Annotated in this window: 25 protein-coding genes; 9 read left to right on the plus strand and 16 right to left on the minus strand. The window is 47.4% G+C overall.

Translation table 11 applies throughout. The annotated features are described in order from the left end of the window. The first annotated feature begins 141 nt into the window (after positions 1 to 141). Positions 142 to 1,125: a LacI family DNA-binding transcriptional regulator gene (locus EKM92_RS01765; RefSeq protein WP_125707265.1), complete on the plus strand. Its 984-nt coding sequence runs from the start codon at positions 142 to 144 to the stop codon at positions 1,123 to 1,125. 89 nt (positions 1,126 to 1,214) lie between these two features. Here the strand turns inward: EKM92_RS01765 and EKM92_RS01770 are convergent, their stop codons facing one another. Together EKM92_RS01770 and EKM92_RS01775 are read right to left on the minus strand one after the other, a co-directional pair. Further along, on the minus strand, positions 1,215 to 2,732 hold the full coding sequence (locus EKM92_RS01770) for a DUF438 domain-containing protein (RefSeq protein WP_125707267.1): 1,518 nt from the start codon (positions 2,730 to 2,732) through the stop codon (positions 1,215 to 1,217). Further along, positions 2,725 to 2,952 carry a DUF1858 domain-containing protein gene (locus EKM92_RS01775; protein WP_125707269.1) on the minus strand — a complete coding sequence of 76 codons (228 nt, stop codon included), beginning with the start codon at positions 2,950 to 2,952 and terminating at the stop codon, positions 2,725 to 2,727. The genes EKM92_RS01770 and EKM92_RS01775 overlap by 8 nt, the downstream gene beginning before the upstream one ends. Positions 2,953 to 3,092: 140 nt before the next feature. Here EKM92_RS01775 and EKM92_RS01780 point away from each other — a divergent pair, with 140 nt between their 5' ends. The 5 genes from EKM92_RS01780 to EKM92_RS01800 all read left to right on the plus strand — a co-directional run bounded on the left by EKM92_RS01780 (position 3,093) and on the right by EKM92_RS01800 (position 6,448). After that, positions 3,093 to 4,322, plus strand: a complete 1,230-nt coding sequence (locus tag EKM92_RS01780; protein WP_125707271.1) for an MFS transporter — start codon at positions 3,093 to 3,095, stop codon at positions 4,320 to 4,322. Between the two features lie 102 nt (positions 4,323 to 4,424). After that, positions 4,425 to 5,093: a DUF2087 domain-containing protein gene (locus tag EKM92_RS01785; protein ID WP_125707272.1), complete on the plus strand. Its 669-nt coding sequence runs from the start codon at positions 4,425 to 4,427 to the stop codon at positions 5,091 to 5,093. After that, on the plus strand, positions 5,093 to 5,422 hold the full coding sequence (locus EKM92_RS01790) for a GIY-YIG nuclease family protein (protein ID WP_125707274.1): 330 nt from the start codon (positions 5,093 to 5,095) through the stop codon (positions 5,420 to 5,422). Before EKM92_RS01785 ends, EKM92_RS01790 begins: the two co-directional genes overlap by 1 nt. A gap of 10 nt (positions 5,423 to 5,432) precedes the next feature. Continuing rightward, entirely contained in the window at positions 5,433 to 6,077 is a 645-nt protein-coding gene (locus tag EKM92_RS01795) for a CatA-like O-acetyltransferase (protein WP_125707276.1), read from the plus strand. 50 nt (positions 6,078 to 6,127) lie between these two features. Continuing rightward, positions 6,128 to 6,448 carry a hypothetical protein gene (locus EKM92_RS01800; protein ID WP_125707278.1) on the plus strand — a complete coding sequence of 107 codons (321 nt, stop codon included), beginning with the start codon at positions 6,128 to 6,130 and terminating at the stop codon, positions 6,446 to 6,448. Positions 6,449 to 6,487: 39 nt separating this feature from the next. Here EKM92_RS01800 and EKM92_RS01805 read toward each other — a convergent pair whose 3' ends face one another. From EKM92_RS01805 to EKM92_RS01840, 8 genes are all read right to left on the minus strand, one after another. Then, a complete protein-coding gene (locus tag EKM92_RS01805) occupies positions 6,488 to 7,816 on the minus strand; it encodes a 3'-5' exonuclease (protein WP_125707280.1) in 1,329 nt (442 codons plus the stop codon). A gap of 87 nt (positions 7,817 to 7,903) precedes the next feature. Continuing rightward, positions 7,904 to 9,058 (minus strand): MFS transporter, encoded by a 1,155-nt coding sequence (locus EKM92_RS01810; RefSeq protein ID WP_125707282.1) that lies wholly within the window; start codon positions 9,056 to 9,058, stop codon positions 7,904 to 7,906. Between the two features lie 923 nt (positions 9,059 to 9,981). Next, positions 9,982 to 11,280, minus strand: coding sequence for an adenylosuccinate lyase (purB, locus tag EKM92_RS01815; RefSeq protein ID WP_125707284.1), 1,299 nt, complete (start codon positions 11,278 to 11,280; stop codon positions 9,982 to 9,984). Positions 11,281 to 11,322: 42 nt separating this feature from the next. Next, complete coding sequence (locus tag EKM92_RS01820) at positions 11,323 to 12,429, minus strand: ATP-grasp domain-containing protein (protein WP_125707286.1); 1,107 nt, start codon at positions 12,427 to 12,429, stop codon at positions 11,323 to 11,325. A 21-nt stretch (positions 12,430 to 12,450) separates the two neighbouring features. Then, positions 12,451 to 13,773 (minus strand): nucleobase:cation symporter-2 family protein, encoded by a 1,323-nt coding sequence (locus tag EKM92_RS01825; protein ID WP_125707288.1) that lies wholly within the window; start codon positions 13,771 to 13,773, stop codon positions 12,451 to 12,453. Further along, on the minus strand, positions 13,770 to 14,348 hold the full coding sequence (locus tag EKM92_RS01830) for a xanthine phosphoribosyltransferase (RefSeq protein ID WP_164509858.1): 579 nt from the start codon (positions 14,346 to 14,348) through the stop codon (positions 13,770 to 13,772). The genes EKM92_RS01825 and EKM92_RS01830 overlap by 4 nt, the downstream gene beginning before the upstream one ends. 248 nt (positions 14,349 to 14,596) lie before the next feature. Continuing rightward, on the minus strand, positions 14,597 to 15,223 hold the full coding sequence (locus EKM92_RS01835; RefSeq protein ID WP_125707292.1) for a glycoside hydrolase family 73 protein: 627 nt from the start codon (positions 15,221 to 15,223) through the stop codon (positions 14,597 to 14,599). Further along, on the minus strand, positions 15,223 to 15,720 hold the full coding sequence (locus tag EKM92_RS01840; protein WP_125707294.1) for a hypothetical protein: 498 nt from the start codon (positions 15,718 to 15,720) through the stop codon (positions 15,223 to 15,225). The genes EKM92_RS01835 and EKM92_RS01840 overlap by 1 nt, the downstream gene beginning before the upstream one ends. 92 nt (positions 15,721 to 15,812) lie before the next feature. Between EKM92_RS01840 and EKM92_RS01845 the strand changes: the two genes are divergently transcribed. Next, positions 15,813 to 16,781, plus strand: coding sequence for a Gfo/Idh/MocA family protein (locus tag EKM92_RS01845; protein ID WP_125707296.1), 969 nt, complete (start codon positions 15,813 to 15,815; stop codon positions 16,779 to 16,781). Here EKM92_RS01845 and EKM92_RS01850 read toward each other — a convergent pair. After that, positions 16,756 to 17,214, minus strand: coding sequence for a GNAT family N-acetyltransferase (locus EKM92_RS01850; RefSeq protein ID WP_125707298.1), 459 nt, complete (start codon positions 17,212 to 17,214; stop codon positions 16,756 to 16,758). The two genes, EKM92_RS01845 and EKM92_RS01850, sit on opposite strands and share 26 nt — an antisense overlap. 355 nt (positions 17,215 to 17,569) lie before the next feature. Then, entirely contained in the window at positions 17,570 to 17,770 is a 201-nt protein-coding gene (locus EKM92_RS01855) for a cold-shock protein (protein ID WP_054720182.1), read from the minus strand. Between the two features lie 170 nt (positions 17,771 to 17,940). On the opposite strand from EKM92_RS01855, the gene EKM92_RS01860 reads away from it, so the two are divergent. Further along, complete coding sequence (locus tag EKM92_RS01860) at positions 17,941 to 18,573, plus strand: hypothetical protein (RefSeq protein ID WP_125707300.1); 633 nt, start codon at positions 17,941 to 17,943, stop codon at positions 18,571 to 18,573. Between the two features lie 45 nt (positions 18,574 to 18,618). On the opposite strand, the gene EKM92_RS01865 is transcribed toward EKM92_RS01860, so the two are convergent. The 4 genes from EKM92_RS01865 to EKM92_RS01880 form a co-directional block, all read right to left on the minus strand. Further along, positions 18,619 to 19,221: an ECF transporter S component gene (locus EKM92_RS01865; protein WP_125707302.1), complete on the minus strand. Its 603-nt coding sequence runs from the start codon at positions 19,219 to 19,221 to the stop codon at positions 18,619 to 18,621. A gap of 45 nt (positions 19,222 to 19,266) precedes the next feature. Further along, positions 19,267 to 19,758, minus strand: coding sequence for an alcohol dehydrogenase (locus EKM92_RS01870; RefSeq protein ID WP_125707304.1), 492 nt, complete (start codon positions 19,756 to 19,758; stop codon positions 19,267 to 19,269). 181 nt (positions 19,759 to 19,939) lie between these two features. Then, a complete protein-coding gene (locus EKM92_RS01875; protein WP_125707306.1) occupies positions 19,940 to 20,290 on the minus strand; it encodes a hypothetical protein in 351 nt (116 codons plus the stop codon). Between the two features lie 12 nt (positions 20,291 to 20,302). Then, the gene (locus tag EKM92_RS01880; RefSeq protein WP_125707308.1) at positions 20,303 to 20,734 is read right to left on the minus strand and encodes a hypothetical protein; all 432 of its coding nucleotides are present in this window, start codon (positions 20,732 to 20,734) and stop codon (positions 20,303 to 20,305) included. A gap of 315 nt (positions 20,735 to 21,049) precedes the next feature. Here EKM92_RS01880 and EKM92_RS01885 point away from each other — a divergent pair, with 315 nt between their 5' ends. Then, positions 21,050 to 21,964 (plus strand): helix-turn-helix domain-containing protein, encoded by a 915-nt coding sequence (locus EKM92_RS01885; RefSeq protein ID WP_125707310.1) that lies wholly within the window; start codon positions 21,050 to 21,052, stop codon positions 21,962 to 21,964. Positions 21,965 to 21,973: the final 9 nt, after the last annotated feature.

The following is a 21,973-nucleotide window of genomic DNA, read 5'->3' on the forward strand; positions in this document are numbered from 1 at the left end:
GCGTAACCGGTTACGCTCTTTGGAACACGTTTACAATACATCCAATATAATCAAAGGTCAACAACTTTTTAAAAATAATGTAACGGGTTACCCAAAAGATTGTGGTATACTGGCAATATCAAATTCAAAGGACCTTTAATCATGCCGACTATTCACGATATTGCCGATTTAGCAGGTGTCTCAGTGGCAACTGTATCGCGTGTACTGAATCACACTGGACGCGTCAGCGATAAAACCCGTGACAAAATCAACGCCATCATCAAACAAACCAACTATGTTCCGAATCAAGCCGCTCGTACGTTATATCAAAAACGTTCCGGTTTGATCGGCGTCATCATTCCTGACTTAAATAACCCTTTTTACGCGGATGTGGTCACTGCAATTGACGCCACGTTACAACAATCAGGCTATCGGATTCTACTGGCAGTAAACACCGGTGCAAATCAAACGAAATATGATGAATCAATCGCCGCATTTGAGCAAAATAATGTCGATGGGATCATTTCTTCGGATTTTTCAATTACACCAACTAATACGCCAACCAAGCCATTGGTTCTGTTTAACAGTGGCTTGATCGACGACAATATTAATCGAGTGGTTGTCGACAATTATTCAGGTGGACAGCTAGCTGCAAAGACGTTGATCAAGTCCGGTGCCCAAAAGGTGGTCATTCAACACGGCCCCCTTAGCCTGCCACCAATTCGTGAACGGTTTGAAGGTGCGGTTGCAGCACTCACACATGCACACCTTGACTATGAGATCCAGCTTGTCTCAGATTTCACATTAGATGCGGCGCGCTCAGCCGCGGAAGCTTTGTTTACAACCTTTCATGATTTTGATGCTGTGATTGCGGCTAACGATATTCACGCTTTGACGATTGCCCAACAGGCGCAGGCTAACCAGATCAAGATTCCACAAGCGCTGCAAATTGTCGGGTTTGATGGCAGTTTGTATGCTGAAGTCAGTCAACCAAGCCTCACCACCGTTGATCAGCATGCCTCGACGGTCGGCACGACCGCTGGTGAATTTATCGTCGACTTGATTAAACATCACTCATCAGCCGCCCATCCACTTCGGCTGGTGAAGCCTTCAGTCCGGCTAAGAGAATCCACCATGCCCCAATAACACTTTCCATGATCACAGACTGGCAACTACTTGACCTTTCGTTGACGCAATAAAACACCTGAACAGACAGCCTGTTCAGGTGTTTTAGGTTAATCTCCCAACCGCTTTTCGCCGTCGAGTTTTTGAATTTCAGAAATATCTTGGGTGACTTCTAAGCAACCAAGGTAATTGCGTTCTGGATCGCGGATCGCAAAGTAGCGAATATAAATCATTTTCTCGCCATGCAAATTGATCCAAAAGTCAGCGTGATCTTCACGGCCTGCATGAAAATCACTTAAGATCTTCTCTACTTTATCCACTGACTTCGGTGGATGACAATCTTTGACTAAGCGACCGATCACGGCGGTCGTTCGTGGAAAGACGCGTTCGCCAGAATCTGAGAACCAACGCACGGTATCGGTGTCATCAACAAAGGTTAAGTCTAAAGGCAACAAGCGCAACACATTGGTCAGTTGATCAAGATCCATTGCCCCTGTTGGCAACAACACGCGAGCGGGATGGATCCCGTCAATTTCAATGCGGCCAGTGTCTGTGCCAGAAGTCGCTGCCCCAAACACATCAGGACCAACGTGGCGGCGTTTAGGCTTTTGGACGGAAATCGATGGTTTGTGAACGTCGTTGTCGCCGTCATCAGTTTTCGCAGCTTGTAACTTGGCCAAAGTTTCCGCAGGCGCTGTTGGCATCGGCACCCCTTGATGAATTTCTTTGAGGACGTCACGATCACTTGGTTGTGGCGTGCGATCAGAAGCTAAATTCTGAGACTTCGCCAAGTCTTCTGCCATCGCGTTGAGTTCTGCCGCCATTTTCGACGGCTTAGGCTTCACCGCCAATTCTGCTTCCGTTGGTTGCCAAGGTAACGGTTGTGCGATCAACGTATAGCCGATGGCATCAGATTCGCTTTGGATCATCGCCCAATCCGCAGCAGTGAAAATCTCCAAGTCCATCGGCAACATGATTTCTTCTTCTTTAAAGACCATTTCGTCGACTTCTTTGGCAGCTTTTTCGATGGAGGCTTCAATGTCATAAGCATCAGGCGTCGGCATGGTGTTCACCAATTTCAATGCGGCTTTGATCCAGCCGCGGATCTCATCATCAACGCCCCACATCACTTTCGGCGGTGCGGTGATGCCGTATTTCGTCATCAATGGGAAAATGAGATTTTCTTTCCGCAAGTAATGTTTGTCGATGGTCATTAAATCAGCGAGCGCATGTTGCATTCGCGTCAATAATTCCGGATCAGACCCAGCTTGTTGCCACTTCTTTAACGTTGGTAACAATTCGTCGTTGAGCAAACTCATGATCACCGTATTTTCCAGTTTCAACACCTGCACTGGGTGACCAGGAATTTCTTCAGTCGGCGTCTTGGTGTTGTTGTTGATCTTCCCACGAAACACTGCCGCGTGGACATTACACAAGGTTTGAATTTCCATTGGGTTGAGGCCCGTGGCAATCAGTTGCCGTTCGGCGTTAGTGATCTCCGAAACATCCACTTGATCAAAAGTTTCATCAAAAATCTTTTTGGCTTCTTCAAATGACCCACCGTTATGCAACATTTGGAGGATCTGAACGATTTTTTTCTGGCGGTCTACTGCATGTGATTCAGTCATTTTCCACCTCGAATCCCGCGGCTTGTAGCTGTTGGATCAAGTCCGCGATGTCAATGTGTTTCATCTTGGCGCCTTTGCGCAAGGTCATAAAGCGCCCTACGGTATTGAGTAACTTGAGATCTGTGACTCCGTCTAACCCCATGGCCACCATCACGTCAACAATGGCAGGCTGTTGCGCCACAAGATCGTGGACTGGGGTATCTAAATTGATTGTCGGCATGACAGCGCCTCCTTTAATGGCCTCATTATACCACCTTAAAGATATTTATTCGCTATATTTATTGTGCCAAAGCGTGATTGACAATTGTCGATGAAAGCGCAAAATGTTAGCGAAGTCTATTTTCAGAAAAGAGCCCGACCATGCAAGTATTCGCCCGTACCTTCTCCTCGTTAAAAAATCCCAACTTTCGTTATTTCTGGATCGGTCAATGTGTATCGGTCATGGGCACATGGATCCAGCGTACCGCGCAAACGTGGTTAGTCTATCAAATGACCAAGTCGGCGCTGCTCGTCGGGATCTTGAGCGCTTGTCAATTCGCCCCGATCCTTGCGCTAACGCTGGTCGCTGGCACCTTGATCGATCGTTATCCGAAACGGCGGATCTTAATGATCACCCAAGCTGGTTTCTTAACATTAGGGGTGATCATGACGCTGATCGTCCTCACTGGCATCGTACAATATTGGATGGTGTTATTGATTGCCTTAGGTTACGGGTGTTTGCAAAGCTTTGATACCCCAACGCGGCAATCGTTTGTCGTTGAACTCGTCGGCCACAAAGACTTGATGAATGGCATTTCGTTGAATTCAACGATTTTCAACCTCGCAAAAATTGCCGGACCAAGCTTAGCGGGTTTATTGATGGTGAAGTTTTCCGTGGGGATCTGCTTTTTAGTTGATGCTGTGTCTTATCTAGCGGTGTTGTTAGGGTTATTTTTAATTAAGCAAAATCATGTGGTTGCCACCCCTTCCAAAAAACGCGTGTGGGAAGACGTGAAAGACGGTTTGCATTATGTGTGGACGCATGCTGATATTCGCTTGAGTGCGACTTTGATGTTGATCGTATGCACCTTGAATTACAACAACAACGTGATCATTCCAATTTTTGCCAAAGAAGTCTTACATTCAGGGGCGCAAACCTATGCGAATTTACTGTCTGCCACTGGGATCGGGTCGCTGATAGCGGCGTTTTTAATGAGTTATCTCTCACGCTTTGGGTTGCGGCGCGACTTTTATTTGATCGTGGCGATCGGCACTGCGAGTTTGCAGGCGTTGATGTTAGTGATCCACAATTACCCATTGGCGATGACGATGATGGTGATGATCGGCTTTTGCAATATGATCTTTTTGAATCAATCTAACGCCAGCTTCCAATTCGACATCCCCAACCATTTGCGCGGCCGCATCATGTCAGTGTATGTGTTGTTGAATCAAGGCACTACGCCTGTTGGGAGTTTATTCGTCGGTTCAGTGATGGATGTCGCTGGTGGATTATGGGGCTTTCCAGCGTGCGGCTTGCTTGCTTTGGTGTTGTTACTCCCAGTGATGATCGCCAACCGCCAAATGATCGGTGGCTGGTTGCATCACGCTTAACGTCGGCAACGGCGTTTTTTTGTTGGCAAAAATCGTCAACAGAAAAAATATGTTGACAGATTCCGTCAACACCTGTAACTTATACTCTCGGAGGACGACAACATGACCATCACCGAACTCACCCAAGGCTTTCATCGCGAACAAAACATGTGGCAATGTAATTATTGCGACGTCAAAGTCCGCTTAGATCAACAAACGCAAATCACTGAACACCTCAGCGCGGCGCATCACAGTGCCTTAACCGCGTTGTTAGCTGCCGGTGGCTTGACCGATAATCAACAACAACTCATGCAAGCCTTTGCTGCTGGGCTTAGCGATAAGGAAATTGCCAAAGCGCAAGGCGTCACTGCCAGCACCATTCGCCAACAAAAGTATCGTTTCCGTCAAAAAGCTGCTCAAGCACGATTGTTCCTTGCACAATATCAAGCGGTGTTCGGTGAAGCAGTCACTGATGAGCTGTTGCCAGTTCCAAAACCAGCGCAAATCATGGCAATCAACACCGCTCAAGATGAACAAGTCCTTGCTAAAAACGTTGATTTTTCAAGTGAGCACCCTATGTTAAAACACTGGCCTAAACAAGAATCCGCCCGCGTTTGCCTATGCACTCGTATCGTCGAAGACTTTGCCGTTGATCAGCAATACACGCTAAGCGACACAAACGCGATCCTCGATTCGTGGTACCCAGATCATAGTTTACTCGCCCGCTATCTGGTGGACTTTGGTTTCATGGCACGCACCGCAGATGGCCGCCAATATTGGAGAATTTATTAATGGACAAAGAACAAAAGAAACAAGCGATTCAAGCTTACAAACTCATGCCCGTCGAATACGGCGTGATCCAAATTGAAAACACGATCAATCACAAACGTTTTATCGCCGCAGTCCCAAACATTAAGAATCGTTGGTATTTTTACCAAACAAACTTAAATCGCGGCGCCTATCACGATACTGAATTTCAACGCGACTGGGATGACATGGGTGAATCAGCGTTCACCTATTCTGTGTTATGGCACAAGAAAAATGACGATGTTGTCAACATGCGCGCGACCCTTAAAGACCTCAAAGCCGAGTGGACGGAAAAAATTCACCCAGAATATTAAGGAGCATTCAATGACATTTACCCCAATCGACATGGCCACTTGGCCGCGTCAACAATATTTTTATTACTTCACGAAAATGGCACCGATGAGTTTCACCATCTCTGCAAAACTTGACATCACTGAAACTTACGACCAGCTGCACGAACAAAACCTCGGCTTCTTTCCAGGGTATTTATACCTGACGAGCAAAGTCCTCACCACGATGCCAGAGTTTCGCATCGGTCGCAACGACGAAGGCCAACTCGGATATTTCGATCACTTGAATCCTAGCTATACCGTAATCCATGATGATCACACCATCACCAGTTGCTGGAGTGAATATGATCCTGATTTCCAAACTTTTTCCCAATGCGTGCATGACGATACCCAAGCCGCTGTACAAGTTGCCGGTCCAGTTGGCAAAGCCGATCAGCCAAGTAATTCGTTCGAAGCTGGCATGTTGCCATGGGTGCATTTTGATAGTTACACGCCGATGCCAGTCAATGGTCTCCCAAGCTTTGCGCCAGTATTGCAAGCTGGTCGATGGGAAGTGATCGACGGCAAACGCATGATGCCACTATCGATCACCGCTAATCATGCTGTGGCCGATGGTTATCATGTCAGCGATTTGTTTACTCGTTTGCAACAAGCATTCAGTCATCCGACATGGGAATAGACAAATGCACACGTTAGGCTTACATTTAAGGCAAAACGGAGGCAGATAACATGCATGAAATTCCAGAAACGCTCGCGCAAGCCCAAGCTTTAGCAGATAAACTCAATGAACCCCTTGATTCAGTGATTCAAGGCGGTTTGCGCAACTGGGCACAAGAATTGTTAGATGAAGGCATTGAAGGCGGCTATCTTACGGCGATTTTCACTGAACAAGGCTTAGAAGTTCAAGATATCAACAACCAACATCTCCTTACCGAAACTAGTTTACAGGCAGCACCTTTAGTTGATCGCTTCAAAACTGAGCCTCACGCCACATTATTGTTGATCCAAACCAAGATCCGGCAATTGTTTGATTCCGGAAAGCTTCACTAAAAAATGCTTCCCATCGATTCATTCGATGAGAAGCATTTTTCAATACCGACGGACATTTTTCTTTGGTGATTTAAAGCTGGTTTGTTCAAAGACTTGATTAAACTGCGCCATCACCACTTCAGGCAACAATGGTGAGCCTTGCAAGTAAGCGTACAGTGCATAAGTGGTCACTGCGTCATACACTGCCCCATGTGCAAGAATATCTAACCCTAAGTAATTGCGATATTTCGCGAGGCCGACGTCAGGGCCACCAGGCATCGGACCGCCAGCTTTGGCGATTTCTGCAACATCAAGCAGCCGCCCAGGGGTTGCATACAATCCGAACTGCCGCTGCATCACCAGCAAGTCGCCACCTTTAACGGCAAAACCAAGCAATGGATCTTTGCCGATAAAATTCTGAAATTCCGCCAAGGCAGTGCTAGCCGGACGACCATAGCGCGTCAATAAGCCGGTATGAATGCCTGTCAGCGATTGTGACCGTGAGTTTAACCGCATGCCGTGCGGAATTTGTACGAAGCAATCAAAGGTGTCGACAATCCGGGCGTTGCGGACCTTAATGGCACCGATCTCAGTGGCAAATTGTCCTTCTTGTTTATTGCCACTGGAGAATTCTAAATCAAACACGGTATAGGCATCAGGGCGCCCGCCAAAAGGTTGTAAAATCGGGCGTTGCGGCGTGAACGCTGGGCTTGGGGTTTTGGCAAAATGGCGCGTCTTCAACGCTTTAGCGCGGTTCAAGACATCACGTTGCAGCCCTGCTTCTGCAACACCGCGACGCGGCTTGGCTTTGGCGATGGACAGATCTTCCATATGCCGCAAAGGTGAAAAGGCTTGGGCCCAAGGCGTCAACATTTCCGCGTGAGTCCATTGCACCCCATATTGTGTCATCAAGGCGATGGATTCTTCAGCGATCGGGCCAAACAAATGAATCTTCACTGGGTCCTGGTCATCATCGAGGTGTAATTGATGCACCACTGCCCCAAGCGCTTGAAAATGATTGGACATGGCATGAACCAACGCCCACTGAGGTTGGACACTGCGCGGTAGATTTGCAGGATCACGCATCGCCGTCACATAAGTGCGAAAAAGTTTGCGGATCACCCAATCAACGGCTTTGCCAGTAACAGGCAGCGCTTCAAGCGTCGCAGTGGCAGTGATCGCTGGCCACAGCTTTGCAGTTGGCATCGTATTACCATTCAAGGTCAATGCAGCTGGCCACAAGCCACGCAAGTCCAGGGTCAAGTCGACTAAGGCAAGTTGTTCTGGGCGGCCACCGCCGATTTGCGCCAATTCTTGTAAAGCGGTGAGCAACTGCTCAGCCCACTCATCATTAAAAGGCGCTTGTAATGCTTCTTTCAACTCGTCCATGTCAGTCTCCCTTTTTGTTATCTGTTATATTTTACCCCAAAAGCTGATCAAACAAAAACACCAAGCCTCGGACTTGGTGTTGGTCAGTTAATTGACTTGAACGCGGCGATTCAATCCCGCTACAGCGAAGATCATGATCGCAGTGAAAATCAGTAAATAAACCGGATATAACGCAATACTCAATTGACCTGCTAACAACCCAAATAGCGGCGGCGCAAAAGTCGAGCCGACATAAGCAAAGGCCATTTGAATGCCGATCACAGCTTGTGACTTATCTGCCCCAAAATTATTCGGCGTTTCATGGATGATCGTCGGGTAGATCGGGGCACATCCTAAACCAATGATCAACAACCCACTCAAAGCCACTGGCACCGGCAACGGTAACAACACTAACCCGATGCCGATCACTAAAATCGCACTTCCAAGCCACACCATGCGCCGATCTCCTAAGCGATCAGCAATAAATCCCGATAAGAAACGCCCTACCGTGATCCCCATGTAAAACAAAGCTGCAAACTTGGCGGCTGTTGGGACGCTGACGCCTCGCGCTTGGACCAAATAGCTTGCTGCCCAGATCCCTGCCGTTGCTTCAAGGGCACAATAAGCGAGAAAAGCAGATAAAACTTGCGGGACACCAGGTAATGCAAACAACTCACCCATCGAAAGTTTCACCGCAACTTCAGTTTCACTTTTGGGACGCTTCAACCATAACGGCAAGCTAAACACTAACACAATGGTCAGCAACACTTGCACGATCCCGATGATCCGATACCCACTTTGCCAGCCGAGTTGATGGGTCAATGCAAAACTCATCACATAAGGACTGATCGCGGCGCCTACACCCCAAAAACAGTGAAGCCAATTCATTTGGCGGCTTTTATAATGCAAAGCCACATAATTGTTCAACGCGGCATCCACCGCCCCTGCCCCGAGGCCATAAGGAATCGCAAACACACAAAGCCAAAGAAAATTCGGGGCAAACGAAAACCCAAACAACGCCAACGCCGTCGTCCCGACACTGATGGCGGTGACCTTCCCAGTCCCAAGTTTGCGTGTGAGTCGATCAGATAACAAACTCGAAATAATCGTATTTGCTGAGATCAACATCGTAATGATCCCCGCGTAGCTAGTTGGGACTTGTAATGCTGTATGCATCGCCGGCCAACCAGATCCGATCAGGGAATCTGGCAACCCTAAGCTGATGAACGCGATATAAATGATCGCAAGCAGAATTGAGAACATAACTTCCTCCAAGTGACACGATTATTCAAAGCTTATCATATCTCAATGACCAAACAGCTCAAAATTCACAGCAATTACTGACAAAAACGTCTCGTTGTCTGCGAATGCTTTTCGCCACTTGAGCTGACGGTGGTTCCACTAAAAGGTCGAAACATAAATGAATCTAGGCACTTCTGATGACAATGATCTCCGACAGCTTTAATGTTCCAGCAACCTATACCGATATGCCTCCAGCACGAAAATCTGTGGGCTCCGACGATTTGGCGTCACTGCGGTGAATGGGACAAGTTGCCGGTGCGGCCGTCTGCAGAAATCGGCAAAGCCCGCCGATGTTCTTGCGACTAAAAAGTGAACCAAAGAAGAACGCTTTGTTTCAATTTTTGCCGGTGAAATCCGCGCGAACCGCCAAAACCCGGCGTTTCATTTGATTTCACTGCCACAGGCAATTGTCCAATTCACCTCCGTTTTGCCAAATCATCTCCGCCCACAGATTTTCTACGTTGATATCGCTAGCTTATAAATCAAACACGCCAATGTTGCGACGTCATTCACGTGACTAAGCATGATATCAACGTAGACATGACAAGTTTCGTAGCCATCAGGTGACAGTAGTCTAGCATAGTGGAAGTGATTTGAAATTGGGACGGAAGCTGGCCGTCGGTGCGTAGTGAGATTTCCGTTAGCGGTTTACCGCTTACGGAAATCCGCAAGCGGAGATCCACTTGGCAATGAGCGTAGCGAAGCGTCCAAGTTAGCTCCGCCGAGGACCCTCACTACGCACCGACGAGCCAGCTGGAGTCCCAATTTCAAATCACTGAAACGTAGCTAGACCACTGTCGCCTGATGGCGGCATGAAATACTGACGCTGCTGGACATCGATTGCATCAAAAAAGCCGAGCAACATACTCGGCTTCAAGATTCAATTAGTCGCCTAAGCCGATGCGATCAAACACTTCATCGACGTGACGTAAGTGATAATGATAATCAAAGGCATCATCAATTTGCGCTTCAGTTAAACGATCAGTGACTTTAGGATCTGCTTCCAGTAATTCACGGAAGTCGCGATGTTCATCCCAAGCCTTCGCCGTCTTTGGTTGGACCAGATCATAAGCTGCTTCACGCGACAAGCCAGATTCGATCAACTTCAACATCACGCGTTGCGAGAAGATCAAGCCATGGGTCTTGTTCATGTTGGCGATCATGGTTTCTGGGAAGACATCCAAGTTTTCGATGATCGTGGTGAAGCGATGCAAAATGTAATCCAACAACCCAGTGGCATCTGGTAACATCATCCGTTCTGCAGAAGAATGGGAAATGTCGCGTTCATGCCACAAATTGACATCTTCAAGTGCTGGAATGCTGTAGCCGCGGATCACGCGCGCTAAGCCTGAAACATTTTCAGAGCCGATCGGGTTGCGTTTGTGTGGCATTGCCGAAGAGCCTTTTTGTCCAGGGTTGAAGTGTTCTTCCACTTCATGAACTTCGGTACGTTGCATGTGGCGCACTTGAGTGGCAAAACGTTCAACGGAAGTGGCGATCAAGCCAAGGGTTTGAATGTAGTGGGCATGTAAGTCACGTGGGAGGATCTGCGTGGAGATCTCTTGGGCGCGAATGCCGAGGTGTTCACACACATAAGCTTCAACTGCTGGTGGGGTGTTGGCGAAAGTTCCGACAGCACCAGAGATCTTCCCTGCTTCCACATCTGCGGCAGCTTCATCAAAACGCTTCAAGTTGCGCTTCATTTCTGAATACCAAGTAGCCACCACTAACCCGAATGTTGTGGGTTCTGCATGGACGCCATGAGTCCGCCCCATCATTGGTGTGTGTTTGTATTCTTTAGCAAGCTTTGCTAAAGCATCAGTCAACGCTTGTAAGTCTGCGCGTAAAATCGCGTTAGCTTGCTTCAACACTGAGCCTTGCGCAGTGTCCACCACATCAGTAGACGTTAAGCCGAAGTGGACCCACTTCTTTTCGTCGCCGAGGGATTCGGAAACGGTACGGGTGAAGGCCACCACGTCATGGCGAGTGACTGCTTCAATTTCATGAATGCGGTCAACGGTGAAGGTCGCATTTTTCCGTAAAGCTTTGACGTCTTCTGCCGGAATTTCACCTAAGGTAGACCAAGCTTCTGCAGCTAAAATTTCCACTTCAAGCCAGGCTTTGTAACGATTTTCTTCGGTCCAAACTTGTGCCATTGCTGGACGACTATAACGGTCGATCATAAACTGGTTCCTCCTAATGTCTCACCTATTCATTAACAGCGACTAAATCTGGAAATAATCAGTGGCATTGACCGTTTGTTTGATTTCGTCAATGTCTCCTGTGATCACGATCTGCCCGATGTCAGTGGCCCCTTCTGGATAAAAGGTAAACTGCCAATCAGGTTTAATTTGGATCTGAGTCATTGCCGCTGCGCGATCGTCAACTCGCAGTGGCAAGAAAGCACCGTCTTGCACCAAACGCACTTCAGGCATTGGCCAACCAAATAAGGCGCGTAAATGCAAATGATATGGTGAAATGCCAGTAGTGGCTGTCAACACATGACCATTAAGTTGCGGCCCTGGGAACAAGCGCTTGACATATAAAGTTAAGCTTTTGGTCATGAATAATTCGATCCCAAAAACCCCAGTATAATCAAGCGATTGCGCCAACACCCGAGCAATCCGTTGAATTTCTGCAACAACTGCGGCACCGCCACTGGCAGGCACGGTCGAAGCTTTCAACGCGTGATGACTAAACTCATTCTCCACCACTGGCATCACCCGAATGGTATCACCAGCCTTGGCGACTAATACAGAGAATTCTGTTGGGTCATCTAACCATGCTTCTAAGACATAAGGCCGCTGTTGAAGTAATTGTTCAGCCCGGCGAACGTCTTCTGGTTGCGTTAAACGCAATTGTTGATCGACGCCGATACCTTTTTGGATCGGCTTTAAAATCGCTGGAAAGCCGACGTTTTCAACTGCGGCAGTGATATCTTTTGGCGTGACCACTTGGGCATAAGGCAAAATGTTCATGTTTTGATCATCTAAGAACACTTTTTCCAAATAACGATCTTGGGTCACACTTAAAATATCGACGCCTGAAGGCAATTGTTGCGGCTTGGCCAAGTCTTGCAAAGCATTACCGTCAACATTCTCATCGACATACGTGATCACTTGCGCCAAATCGACTAACCGTTGTAAAGCACTTTGATCATCGACGGCACCGACAATCCGCATATCCGAGACATCAAAGGCGATGTCACTATCTTCTGGGGCTAACACGATCGGGTGCATCCCCATTTGACGAGCGGCCAGCGCCATTTGATACCCGCGGACGCCGCCGCCAATGATGCCGATCACGGCACCTGGTTTGATAAATTGAGGCATCATAGTCTTCTTTCTGTGATACTACTCGTCTTTTTCGTTTAAACCGTCTTTAGTTTCCAGTTCTGGTTGCGGGTTCTTCGAATTGAAGATCCAATTCAACAACACTGCTGAAACAGACGCCATCAAAATGCCAGACCCGAACAATAATTGTAAGGTTTCAGGCAAAGCTTGAACGATTTCTGGTTGAGTGGTGACCCCGAGGCCTAAGCCGATGGAAACAGCCGCCACTAACAAGTTCTTATCATTGTGGAAGTCCACTTGTTGGAGCATCCGGATCCCTTGTACCGCAACCATCCCAAACATCACTAGCATCGCGCCACCAAGCACAGGTGACGGAATGATCGTTGCTAAAGCCCCGATTTTTGGGAGTAACCCCAGTAAAATCAAGAACAAAGCGGAGAACATCACTGGCTTGCGCGTCTTAATGCCAGACAATTGCACTAAGCCAACGTTTTGAGAGAAGGTGGTGTATGGGAAGGTATTGAAGATCCCACCAAGCAATACTGCCAAGCCTTCTGCGCGGTAGCCTTTTTTCAAATCGTCGGACTCGATCTTGCGGCCGACGACATCGCCTAAAGCAAAGAACACACCAGTTGATTCGACCATCGACACTAATGAGATCAAAATCATCGTCACAATGGAGCTCCACTCAAAATGTGGCACCCCAAAGTAAAATGGCGTTGGGACATGGAACCATGACGCTTCAGCAACTGGCGCAAAGGATACCATTCCTAAGAACCCTGCTAATACGGTGCCGCCGATCAACCCGATCAAAATCGCGATGCTGCGAACAAAACCGCGACCCCAAACGTTAAACGCTAAGATCAATAATACCGTGAAGGCACCAACTGTTAAGTTGGTCATGGAGCCGAAGTCTTTAGCAGTGGTGGATCCGCCGCCTAAGTTTTGGAAAGCCACTGGGATCAATGACAACCCGATCACAGTGATCAATGTCCCAGTAACCAATGGTGGGAACAACTTCCGCAATTTGGCGAAGAAGCCCCCGATCAAAAACACGAACAACCCAGCGGCAATGATGGCGCCGTACATGGTTTGAAAATCGAATTTTTGACCGATCAAAATCAATGGCGCAACAGCTTGCACGGCACAGCCGAGGACGACTGGCAACCCGATCCCAAAGAATTTATTGGAGAAGATCTGCAAGGCCGTCGCGACCCCACACATGAAAATATCGATGGACACCAAATACGTCATTTGCTCACTGCTAAAATGCAGTGACGCCCCGATCAAAATTGGCACCAACACGGAACCAGAATACATCGCCAGTAAGTGTTGAAGACCTAAAACAGCGGCTTTTGGCGCGGAGATGTCAGCTTGTTTCATGCTTCCTCCTCAAATTCGACTTGACCATCATGGAAGGCTTTGATGCGAGCTAACGATACCGTCTTAATATGGCGTTCATCTAACAGCTTGCGGCCTTTTTGGAAGGACTTTTCAATCACAATGCCGACGCCTTCTAAAGTGGCGTTGGCTTGTTCGATAATATCGATCAACCCTTCGACTGCTTGGCCATTGGCTAAAAAGTCATCGATGATCAAGCAGTGGTCATCAGCACTTAAGAATTTTTGGGCAATGGCGATTTGGTTCGCGGTTTTCTTGGTGAAGGAATACACTTCAGCAGTGTACAGATCATCTTTTAATGTGAGTGACTTGTGCTTACGTGCGAACACGACTGGCACATGAAAGGCCATCCCAGCAGCCAATGCAGGCGCGATCCCAGAACTTTCTACCGTTAAGATCTTGGTGATCTTCGTGTCTTGGAACTGACGGTGAAATTCCTCCCCTAATGCCATCATTAAATCTGGATCGATTTGATGATTCAAGAAATTATCAACCTTTAATACTTCTGCGCCTAGCACCTGACCATCTTTTCTGATCCGGTCTTCAAGTAATTTCACCAGTATGCACATCCTTTACCCATTTATTGAATTTCACAAATTTTAACACAAAAAATAAAGTCAAACAACCAATTTACGATAATCACATCGTATTTTCACGTTACCGTTCGTGTTTAGCCATGTGTCCTCATCGGCTTGCGGCGTGATGTCTCAAGGTCAAGGCCTAAGAATCAGTGAAATACAAACAAAAACCCGATTATTCGGGTTTTTATAAACGATTTTGTTTGTTTTTGTTTTCCAAAAGAAATCTATTGATCGTATTGATCAAGTTGCCATTGTTGGATCAACTTTACGAGTTTGCTAGGGTAATCTGGATCTGTGGCGTAACCATCAGTGTGTAGCGCGGTGGCCGCTTGTTGATAAGTCGTCGCTGCCAACACTTCAGCGTATTGCTTGGCATTCCATGCCGTGCCATTCACAAACAATAGCGCATGAGCCTTCATCGACTCTTGATCCGAAGCGTATACCGCAAAGCGCCCATTGACGGTATGCCACTTGCCATTAAGATATTCTTGCGTGGTCAACACCACGCCACCGCTGCCGGCTTTAATGCCAAACAAATTATGATATTTTGAAGCCAGCGTGCTATTGCCCCAATCCGATTCTAAAATCGCTTGCGCAAGAGTGATCGATGGCATCACGCCATACGCTTGTTGGAGTTGTTGGGCATAAGGCGCCAATTTATCGATAAAGGCTTGCTTTTGCGCGGTGTCATCAGTATGTTGGGCTACGGTATCGACATCGGCAGAGCGTTGCGCGATCAGTTGACAGCCCACCACGCCGACACTTAAGGCCATGACGAAAAGAATCAGCCAAATTAAAACTGGGAGTTTGAGACGGTGCGTTTTTCTACGGGGTTTGCGGCGTCGCGCCATTACTTCACTTCCGGATCCTCTAAATGTTCATCAGCCCAAGTTAATAAATCGAGCTGTTTCGTTTGCAGTTGCTTGGCGATGGTGGTTGGGACAACAAAATCTAAAATGTCCACTAAACCATGCACACCATAATCTCGACGTAATTGTAAGTGCACAGACACGCGCCCGGCACCCAGTGGCTCTTTCACATAACTCGTGGTCAAGCTTGGGGTTTGCAGCCAAGCTTTTGCGATCACTGTTTTGGCCATTTGAAAACGTTGCGCGAGGCCGCCTTCAATCGGATTGGTGGATTCAAGTACAGCCAGTTTTTGGGCGAGCATCCACTCGTAATCTGTAAACAAATAACGCAATTGTTCGCGTTGTTGTGGCAATAATGCCGCTTGGCCTTGCAAAATCGCGGCAGTGGGAATGTGCATCACGGCTTCGAGCACATCGGCATTGCCATCACGCTGTTGCAAAACAAAGGCAGCTAATTCGATCAAATGGGTATCATTCATCTTCATCACCTCACCTTATTCTAACATGTTTGAGGCTTTGTGCTCAGGTGGTAGACTAGGTTTAAATCGTTTGCAACATTGGAGGAAAAAAGATGTCAAATTATCGCTGGGGTGTGATCGGCTTAGGACGCATGGCGCATAGCTTTGCGCGATTTTTCCCAGATTCACAAACTTTATTTGGGGTGGCGGCAAGTGATGTGACACGCGCCAAAGCTTTTGCCAATGAATTCAATATCCCGCAAGTTTATCCCGATTATGCGAGTCTATTTGCCGATCCAAAAATCGATATCGTGTATGTGGCGACGACCCATAACTTTCATTATCAAAATATCAAAGACGCCTTATTAGCTGGGAAACATGTTTTTGCCGAAAAATCGATCACCATCAATGCGCGGCAACTTTCAGAACTCATGGCCATTGCTCAACAAAAGCATTTAATTTTAATGGAAGCCCAGACGATTTATCATATGCCGCTGTACCCCGCACTTGATGATGCCGTCAAAGCACTGGGGGCCTTGCGTTCGATACAAGTATCACTGGGGATCAACGCGACTGATCCTGCTGACCGGTTATTAAATCCTGACTTAGCAGGTGGTGCGTTGTTGGATATCGGGATCTACGCTTTATCATTTGTCCGCCGCTTCATGTCGACAACGCCAAAGCTCATCGCGACGCAAATGACCCGAGCCAGCACCGGTGTCGATGATCGCAGCAGCTTTTTATTGACTAATGCCAACGATGAACAAGCCACCGTGATGTTGAGTTTACAAGCGCCGATGCCAAAAGCCGCGTTGTTGGTGTATGAAGGCGGGTATGTGCACATCGACACTTACTCCAAAGCGGATCATGCGACGCTTTGTGTCACTGGCATGGCACCTGAAACTATCACTGCAGGCGATTGGCACCACTCACTGGCATACGAAATCATCGATATGGCCAAAGCAGTCGACACCGGCGATAATCCCACACTGGCGTGGACCTATGATACTGCGGTGTTGATGAGCCAAGCCCGTGAAGCTTGGGGCTTTTACTACCCTAACGAACAGGCACCGCTTGTGTGAGCAGGATCATATCTTTCAAAGGCTGACCATCCACGATGATCGGTTCTGCATATTGTTTAAAGAAGTTTTCTCGCACGCCACTTTGAACAAAACCAAGGTGTTGATAAAAGCGCAGATTTTCGACATCGCGGTCACCTGTCCCGACAAGCATTTGCTGGAACTCACCAGCATAATGTTGCAAGCCTAACGTCATTAAGTGTTTGCCGATGCCTTGCCGTTGAAAAGCTGGCGCCACTGCCAAATTCTTTAATTCAACGGTCTCAGGCGACACGGTCACAAATAACGCGACCCCGACCGATTGATCACCATTGAAGGCTGCGAGCAACTCCCCTGCATTGGTGTAACGTTGCAACATTCGGTCATCTTCGTCGCCAAGCAATAACAATTCATGAAATAGTTGACGATCAGGTGACGTGATCCAACGATAATTCATTTACTCACTCCTAGTAGTTTCGCGACGCATTGTCCCCTAATATGGAGAAAAGCAGTGGCGGAGGTAATTTGGTACTACGGAGTTGAACTGGACAATTGCCGGTGGCAGTAAAATCAAGGAAGACGCCGGGTTTTGGCGGCTTGCGCAGATTTTACCGGCAGAATTTGAAACAAAGTGCTTTTCTTTGGTTCAAATTCTAGGTGGAAGAACATCGACGGTTTTGGTCGATTTCTGGAGCCGGCCGCACTGGCAACTTGTCCAGTTCAACGTAGTGGTGCCAAATCACCGCAGCCCCACTTCCCATAGCAAAGAAAAAATGCCTCACCGAAAATTTCGGCGAGGCATTTGAGTTGAATTACAGCTTGTTAACGTTAACGGCTTGGGCACCGCGGTCGCCTTGTTCAACTTCGAAGGACACTGCTTGGCCTTCTTCTAAAGTCTTGTAGCCGTCGCCTTGGATAGCAGAGAAGTGTACGAAAACATCGGAGCCGTCTTGGCGAGTGATGAAGCCGTAGCCTTTTTCTGCGTTAAACCATTTAACTGTACCTTGTTCCATTTTAAAAATCCTCCTAGCGCAAATGCGCATGAATTGCCCTTCGTTCATAATGAACGGAAGTACTCCGTTAGTGTATCAAAATGTCAAGACTAGGACAACTAAAATCGACATGACTAGAAATTTTCTTGCATTTACGCTACGATAAAAGAAACGTTTTGGAGGTGCGCGACATGAAAAAACTTTGGCTCCCATTGCTTGGCCTAATGGTGTTTTTAAGTGCGTGTGCCACCGGCTTCGATCAAAAAGCCCAGCTCAAACAAACCTCAAGTACCATTGTCACCCAAGTCGCCAAACAAAACGCCGCGATCGCTACGATCCAAAATCAAATCGGGGCGTTTCCTTCAACGTTTGAAACCGCATATGCCGACCACCCGAATGCAGATTTCCAAAACGCCGGCAAGATCCACACCTTGATCCAAAAACGTGAAGCCGCGTATAAACAACTGGAACGTGCCCAAAGCCAATTAGAATCCGCATCGAATCAACTGGTGAAGATCAACTCGCAAGCTAACGCCACTTTGCCGAAGTCTGAATTAAAGAAAACCATCGCGACGTTGAAGCTGTCCAAGCTCGATCACAAAACTTTTGATGCCTATTACAAAGAACTCACAGATGCCGAACAAGATTTCTTTGATACCGTCGCCGCTGACCCTAGCGACAAAGCCGGCATTGAAGACGCCTTGAGTCAATTGAATCAATATGATAGCTCACTGGGGCAACAAGCTGACATCGTCGAAGCGAATTTACAATCTGTGACTGCCGATGCGCAAAGCTTGCATGCCGCTGCATTAAAAATGAAATAATTTAAAACATGAGCCTGACTGCAAAATTGCAGTCAGGCTCATGTTTTATCGTTTGAATCTAAGCAACGCTTGGCCTAGGATCGGGACCAATATCCCTGCCAGCAGTGCTTCAGCAATCGCATTGATTGCGAGCGCCCCGATCAACAGCCACCCGAGGTTACTGCCGTCTGCGCCTTTGACCACGGCATTGGCGTTATTGGCAAAGAACACCCAAGTTAACGCGATCACTAAACTGGTGTTGGTCAACGCACCACAAACGCCGGCGAGACTCATTTTGATGGTGCCGAGGACATCTTTTTGATGCTTTTTAGCGATGTGGTTGAAGATCAACGCGGCGACGACGCCGACCATGATCCGCGGGAGGATCGCGATCAGCGGATTGCGAAACAGCAAAATCGTCACTGGATCAGTAGCATCAGTATACGCTTTGATCAAGCTGACACATCCCCAAAAGGCTCCGAGGCCGGCACCGCCGCGGACGCCGAGTAAAATGCCAGCAAGAATCACAGTCAGGTGAATGGTGGAGATCGCCGGCCACAATGGAGTGATGCGAATATAGCCGACCATCGGAATATAGGCTTGCATAATGATCATTGCAGCGAGGATGCCAGTGATGGCGATGGTATAAGCAGAACTTTTGCGCGTCATAAGTGAGCCTCCTGAAAATAAAACGGCTGCCAGCAGTCGTAAGCTTTAGTTTTTAGATTTGGTGGTACGTTGTAAAATTGGCGCCAAGTATTGGGCTTCGGCGGCTTTGCGAGCGGCGACTGCAGCTTTAAAGTCAACAAATTGTTTATTCAACACTAACTTGCCTTTGAGAAACAACCGCGCATTCCACTTCGACGTTTGTCGATCAAACGACACGCCGATGACTCCAGAGCGATTGGTCGCTCGGAGCTTTGTCGCAGCCGACACATTAACGCCTTCAGTATGAGAGAATTGCCCACGTTGACCCATTTGCGCGCGGGTCTTGGGATTTTGCATGATCGCTTTTTTCATGTATTCGCGACGGTAACACCCACAGCTAGTGGTCATGCCTTTGCGCAAGCGGTAGCCGTCGACCACACAGTCGTTGCCGCAATCACACACGCAATTCCAACGGGCATTGCCGTTGTTGGCGGCACCTGCATAGCTGATCACCGTCAAGCGGCCAAACTTTTGTCCGACTAAATTCAAGCGCTTCATGTCTGCATCCTCCCAATTAAATTTTTCAAAATCTATTTTGCGGAATCTCCTGGCAATTGTCAAATTCTCGTCTCAAATCGCGTTGCTTCTATTATAAAGCGTTCACATCAGTCAACTGCATTATACCCGCTGACAAGACTGAAGACAAGAAAAGGCCACCAGCTAAGGCGACCTTAACGGATCATTCAATTAATTTAGCGAGTTGATCGTTGACCTTGCGGATCAGCGCCAACGACGGATAGATGCCACCTTTGCGACTCATCGCCCAATCTAGCGACCCATAATCGGTAGATCCAGACAACCGCTTCAAGTCTGCGCCATCAAGTTCCAAGGCATCAGCCCGCTGCCACAAGACTTTGAGTTCACGCTTAGCCGCGCGGTGTGCATAGATCCCGTAAATCGGCATCGCGATCAACGTCGCTGCAGTGATCACACCGCCGATGATCGGAATATCGATGGCACCATATTCAATGCCAAGACCGGCTAAGCGACTCATTTTTAGTTTTCTGCTATCAGGACGTGGTTGCGACATATTAAACCCTCCTCAAGCTTGCCAACCGAGAAAATGATTTTCCTGTAACGTCTTTAAATTATCCGTGATAAACTGCATGCGACCGCGAAAAGGACGTACGCCGAAACTATTGGCTAGGCCATTTACTTTAAAATCGATCACAAACTCTTCTTCAACGTCCTCGATCACCCCAAAGTTCGTAATCGTCTCAATGGGAATATGTCGCACTGGTGCTTGGCGGCTCAATTCGATGACGTCAAGGCTCTTTGCAGTAAAAACGAGAATATGTTGTTTCTCTGTGGTACCAGTATCCGGACTAATTTCTTTGTAGCGATAGCTTTGGTAGACCTTCAACCCATCACGAACGCGGTAATTGGCGATCACATAATTGTGCTCAGGAACCAGACCATGAGCTCGGATCTCCGCTGCTAAATTCTTCGGTGTGTAAAACAAGGCAAACTTCACATAATCAGCTCCCGTCAAATCCTTATCAGCTAATAACGACAGCGCTATCATTAATGCAAATTATACCCCTACCCAAACGTTTAACAAGCGATGGTTGCGATGTTAGCACTGACTGTTGATCCTAATTATGCTTCGAAACGAGCACATCACCATCAATTGAAGGTGTTGGCCTTACCGCCGATCAGCAATTCGGTAATTTACAACCGTGCCGAAATCGCTACTTTTAATACCATATTCTTTTCCTACTATCATGTAATCAACCATGTTTCAATGTGATTCCGTGATAAACTAATCTCAGGAAAAGGGGGAACGCATATGTCCATAAATTCCATCGGCGCCTCGGTAAAAACCTTACGGACCAAACGCGGCTATACTGCCAAAGCCATGTACACAGGCTTAATGTCTCGTGCCAATTATGCCAGATTTGAAAAAGGTGAAATCGACACAACTGCTGCCAACTTATACGAACTGACCAAACGTTTAAATATCTCGATTGATGAATGGACTCGACTTTACGATCAAAACCGTGGCCGCGATGTTGGTGGCGAAAAAACTATGCAAGTTAATCAACTGCTCAATACTGGATGGACCACTAAACAACCTGAGCCTTTGCATCAAGCTGCTGCGATTTGTCGCGACTTGTATGCCACTTACCATTATCCTAATGAACATTTCAGTGGCTTAACGGCTGAGGCGTTGGCGATCTATCTTGAAAACCATGAAGACATCACCCAACCTAATCCTGCGTTAACCGAAATCATTACTTATCTCAACGGCATTGAAACCTGGTATGCCAAAGACGTGGGGTTATTGTACAACGTTTTACAAATTTTACCGATGCAGACCTTGTTACAACAAGTCACCCGCTATTTGTTCATGGTGAAAAATAATGCTTGGCTTGGTCAAGGCGATACCTTCTTGCCTTCGCAACCAGAGTTGGTGCAACAATGCTTTCAACCAGTGATTGTTCAGCAAGACGCTGACACTTTTCACCAACTGTTAACGTTGTTCAATGGCATTACCATGTCTGAACGGTTGATTTTTCCAACGTTGATGCGCCAAATCTATCAAGCCTTTGACCGCTTCACCAAAGATCATGATCAACTTGCCTTAGATCACACCATTGACGCCGTATTTACGGTGATTCAACCAGATGTGACCCCTTTTAATGATCAAGAAGTTCATCAACAAGTCCAATTGTTACGTGACTGGCTAGTACCAAAAAAGTAATGGCGCAGA

The organism is Lacticaseibacillus porcinae, assembly GCF_003946305.1.
Lineage (GTDB): Bacteria > Bacillota > Bacilli > Lactobacillales > Lactobacillaceae > Lacticaseibacillus > Lacticaseibacillus porcinae.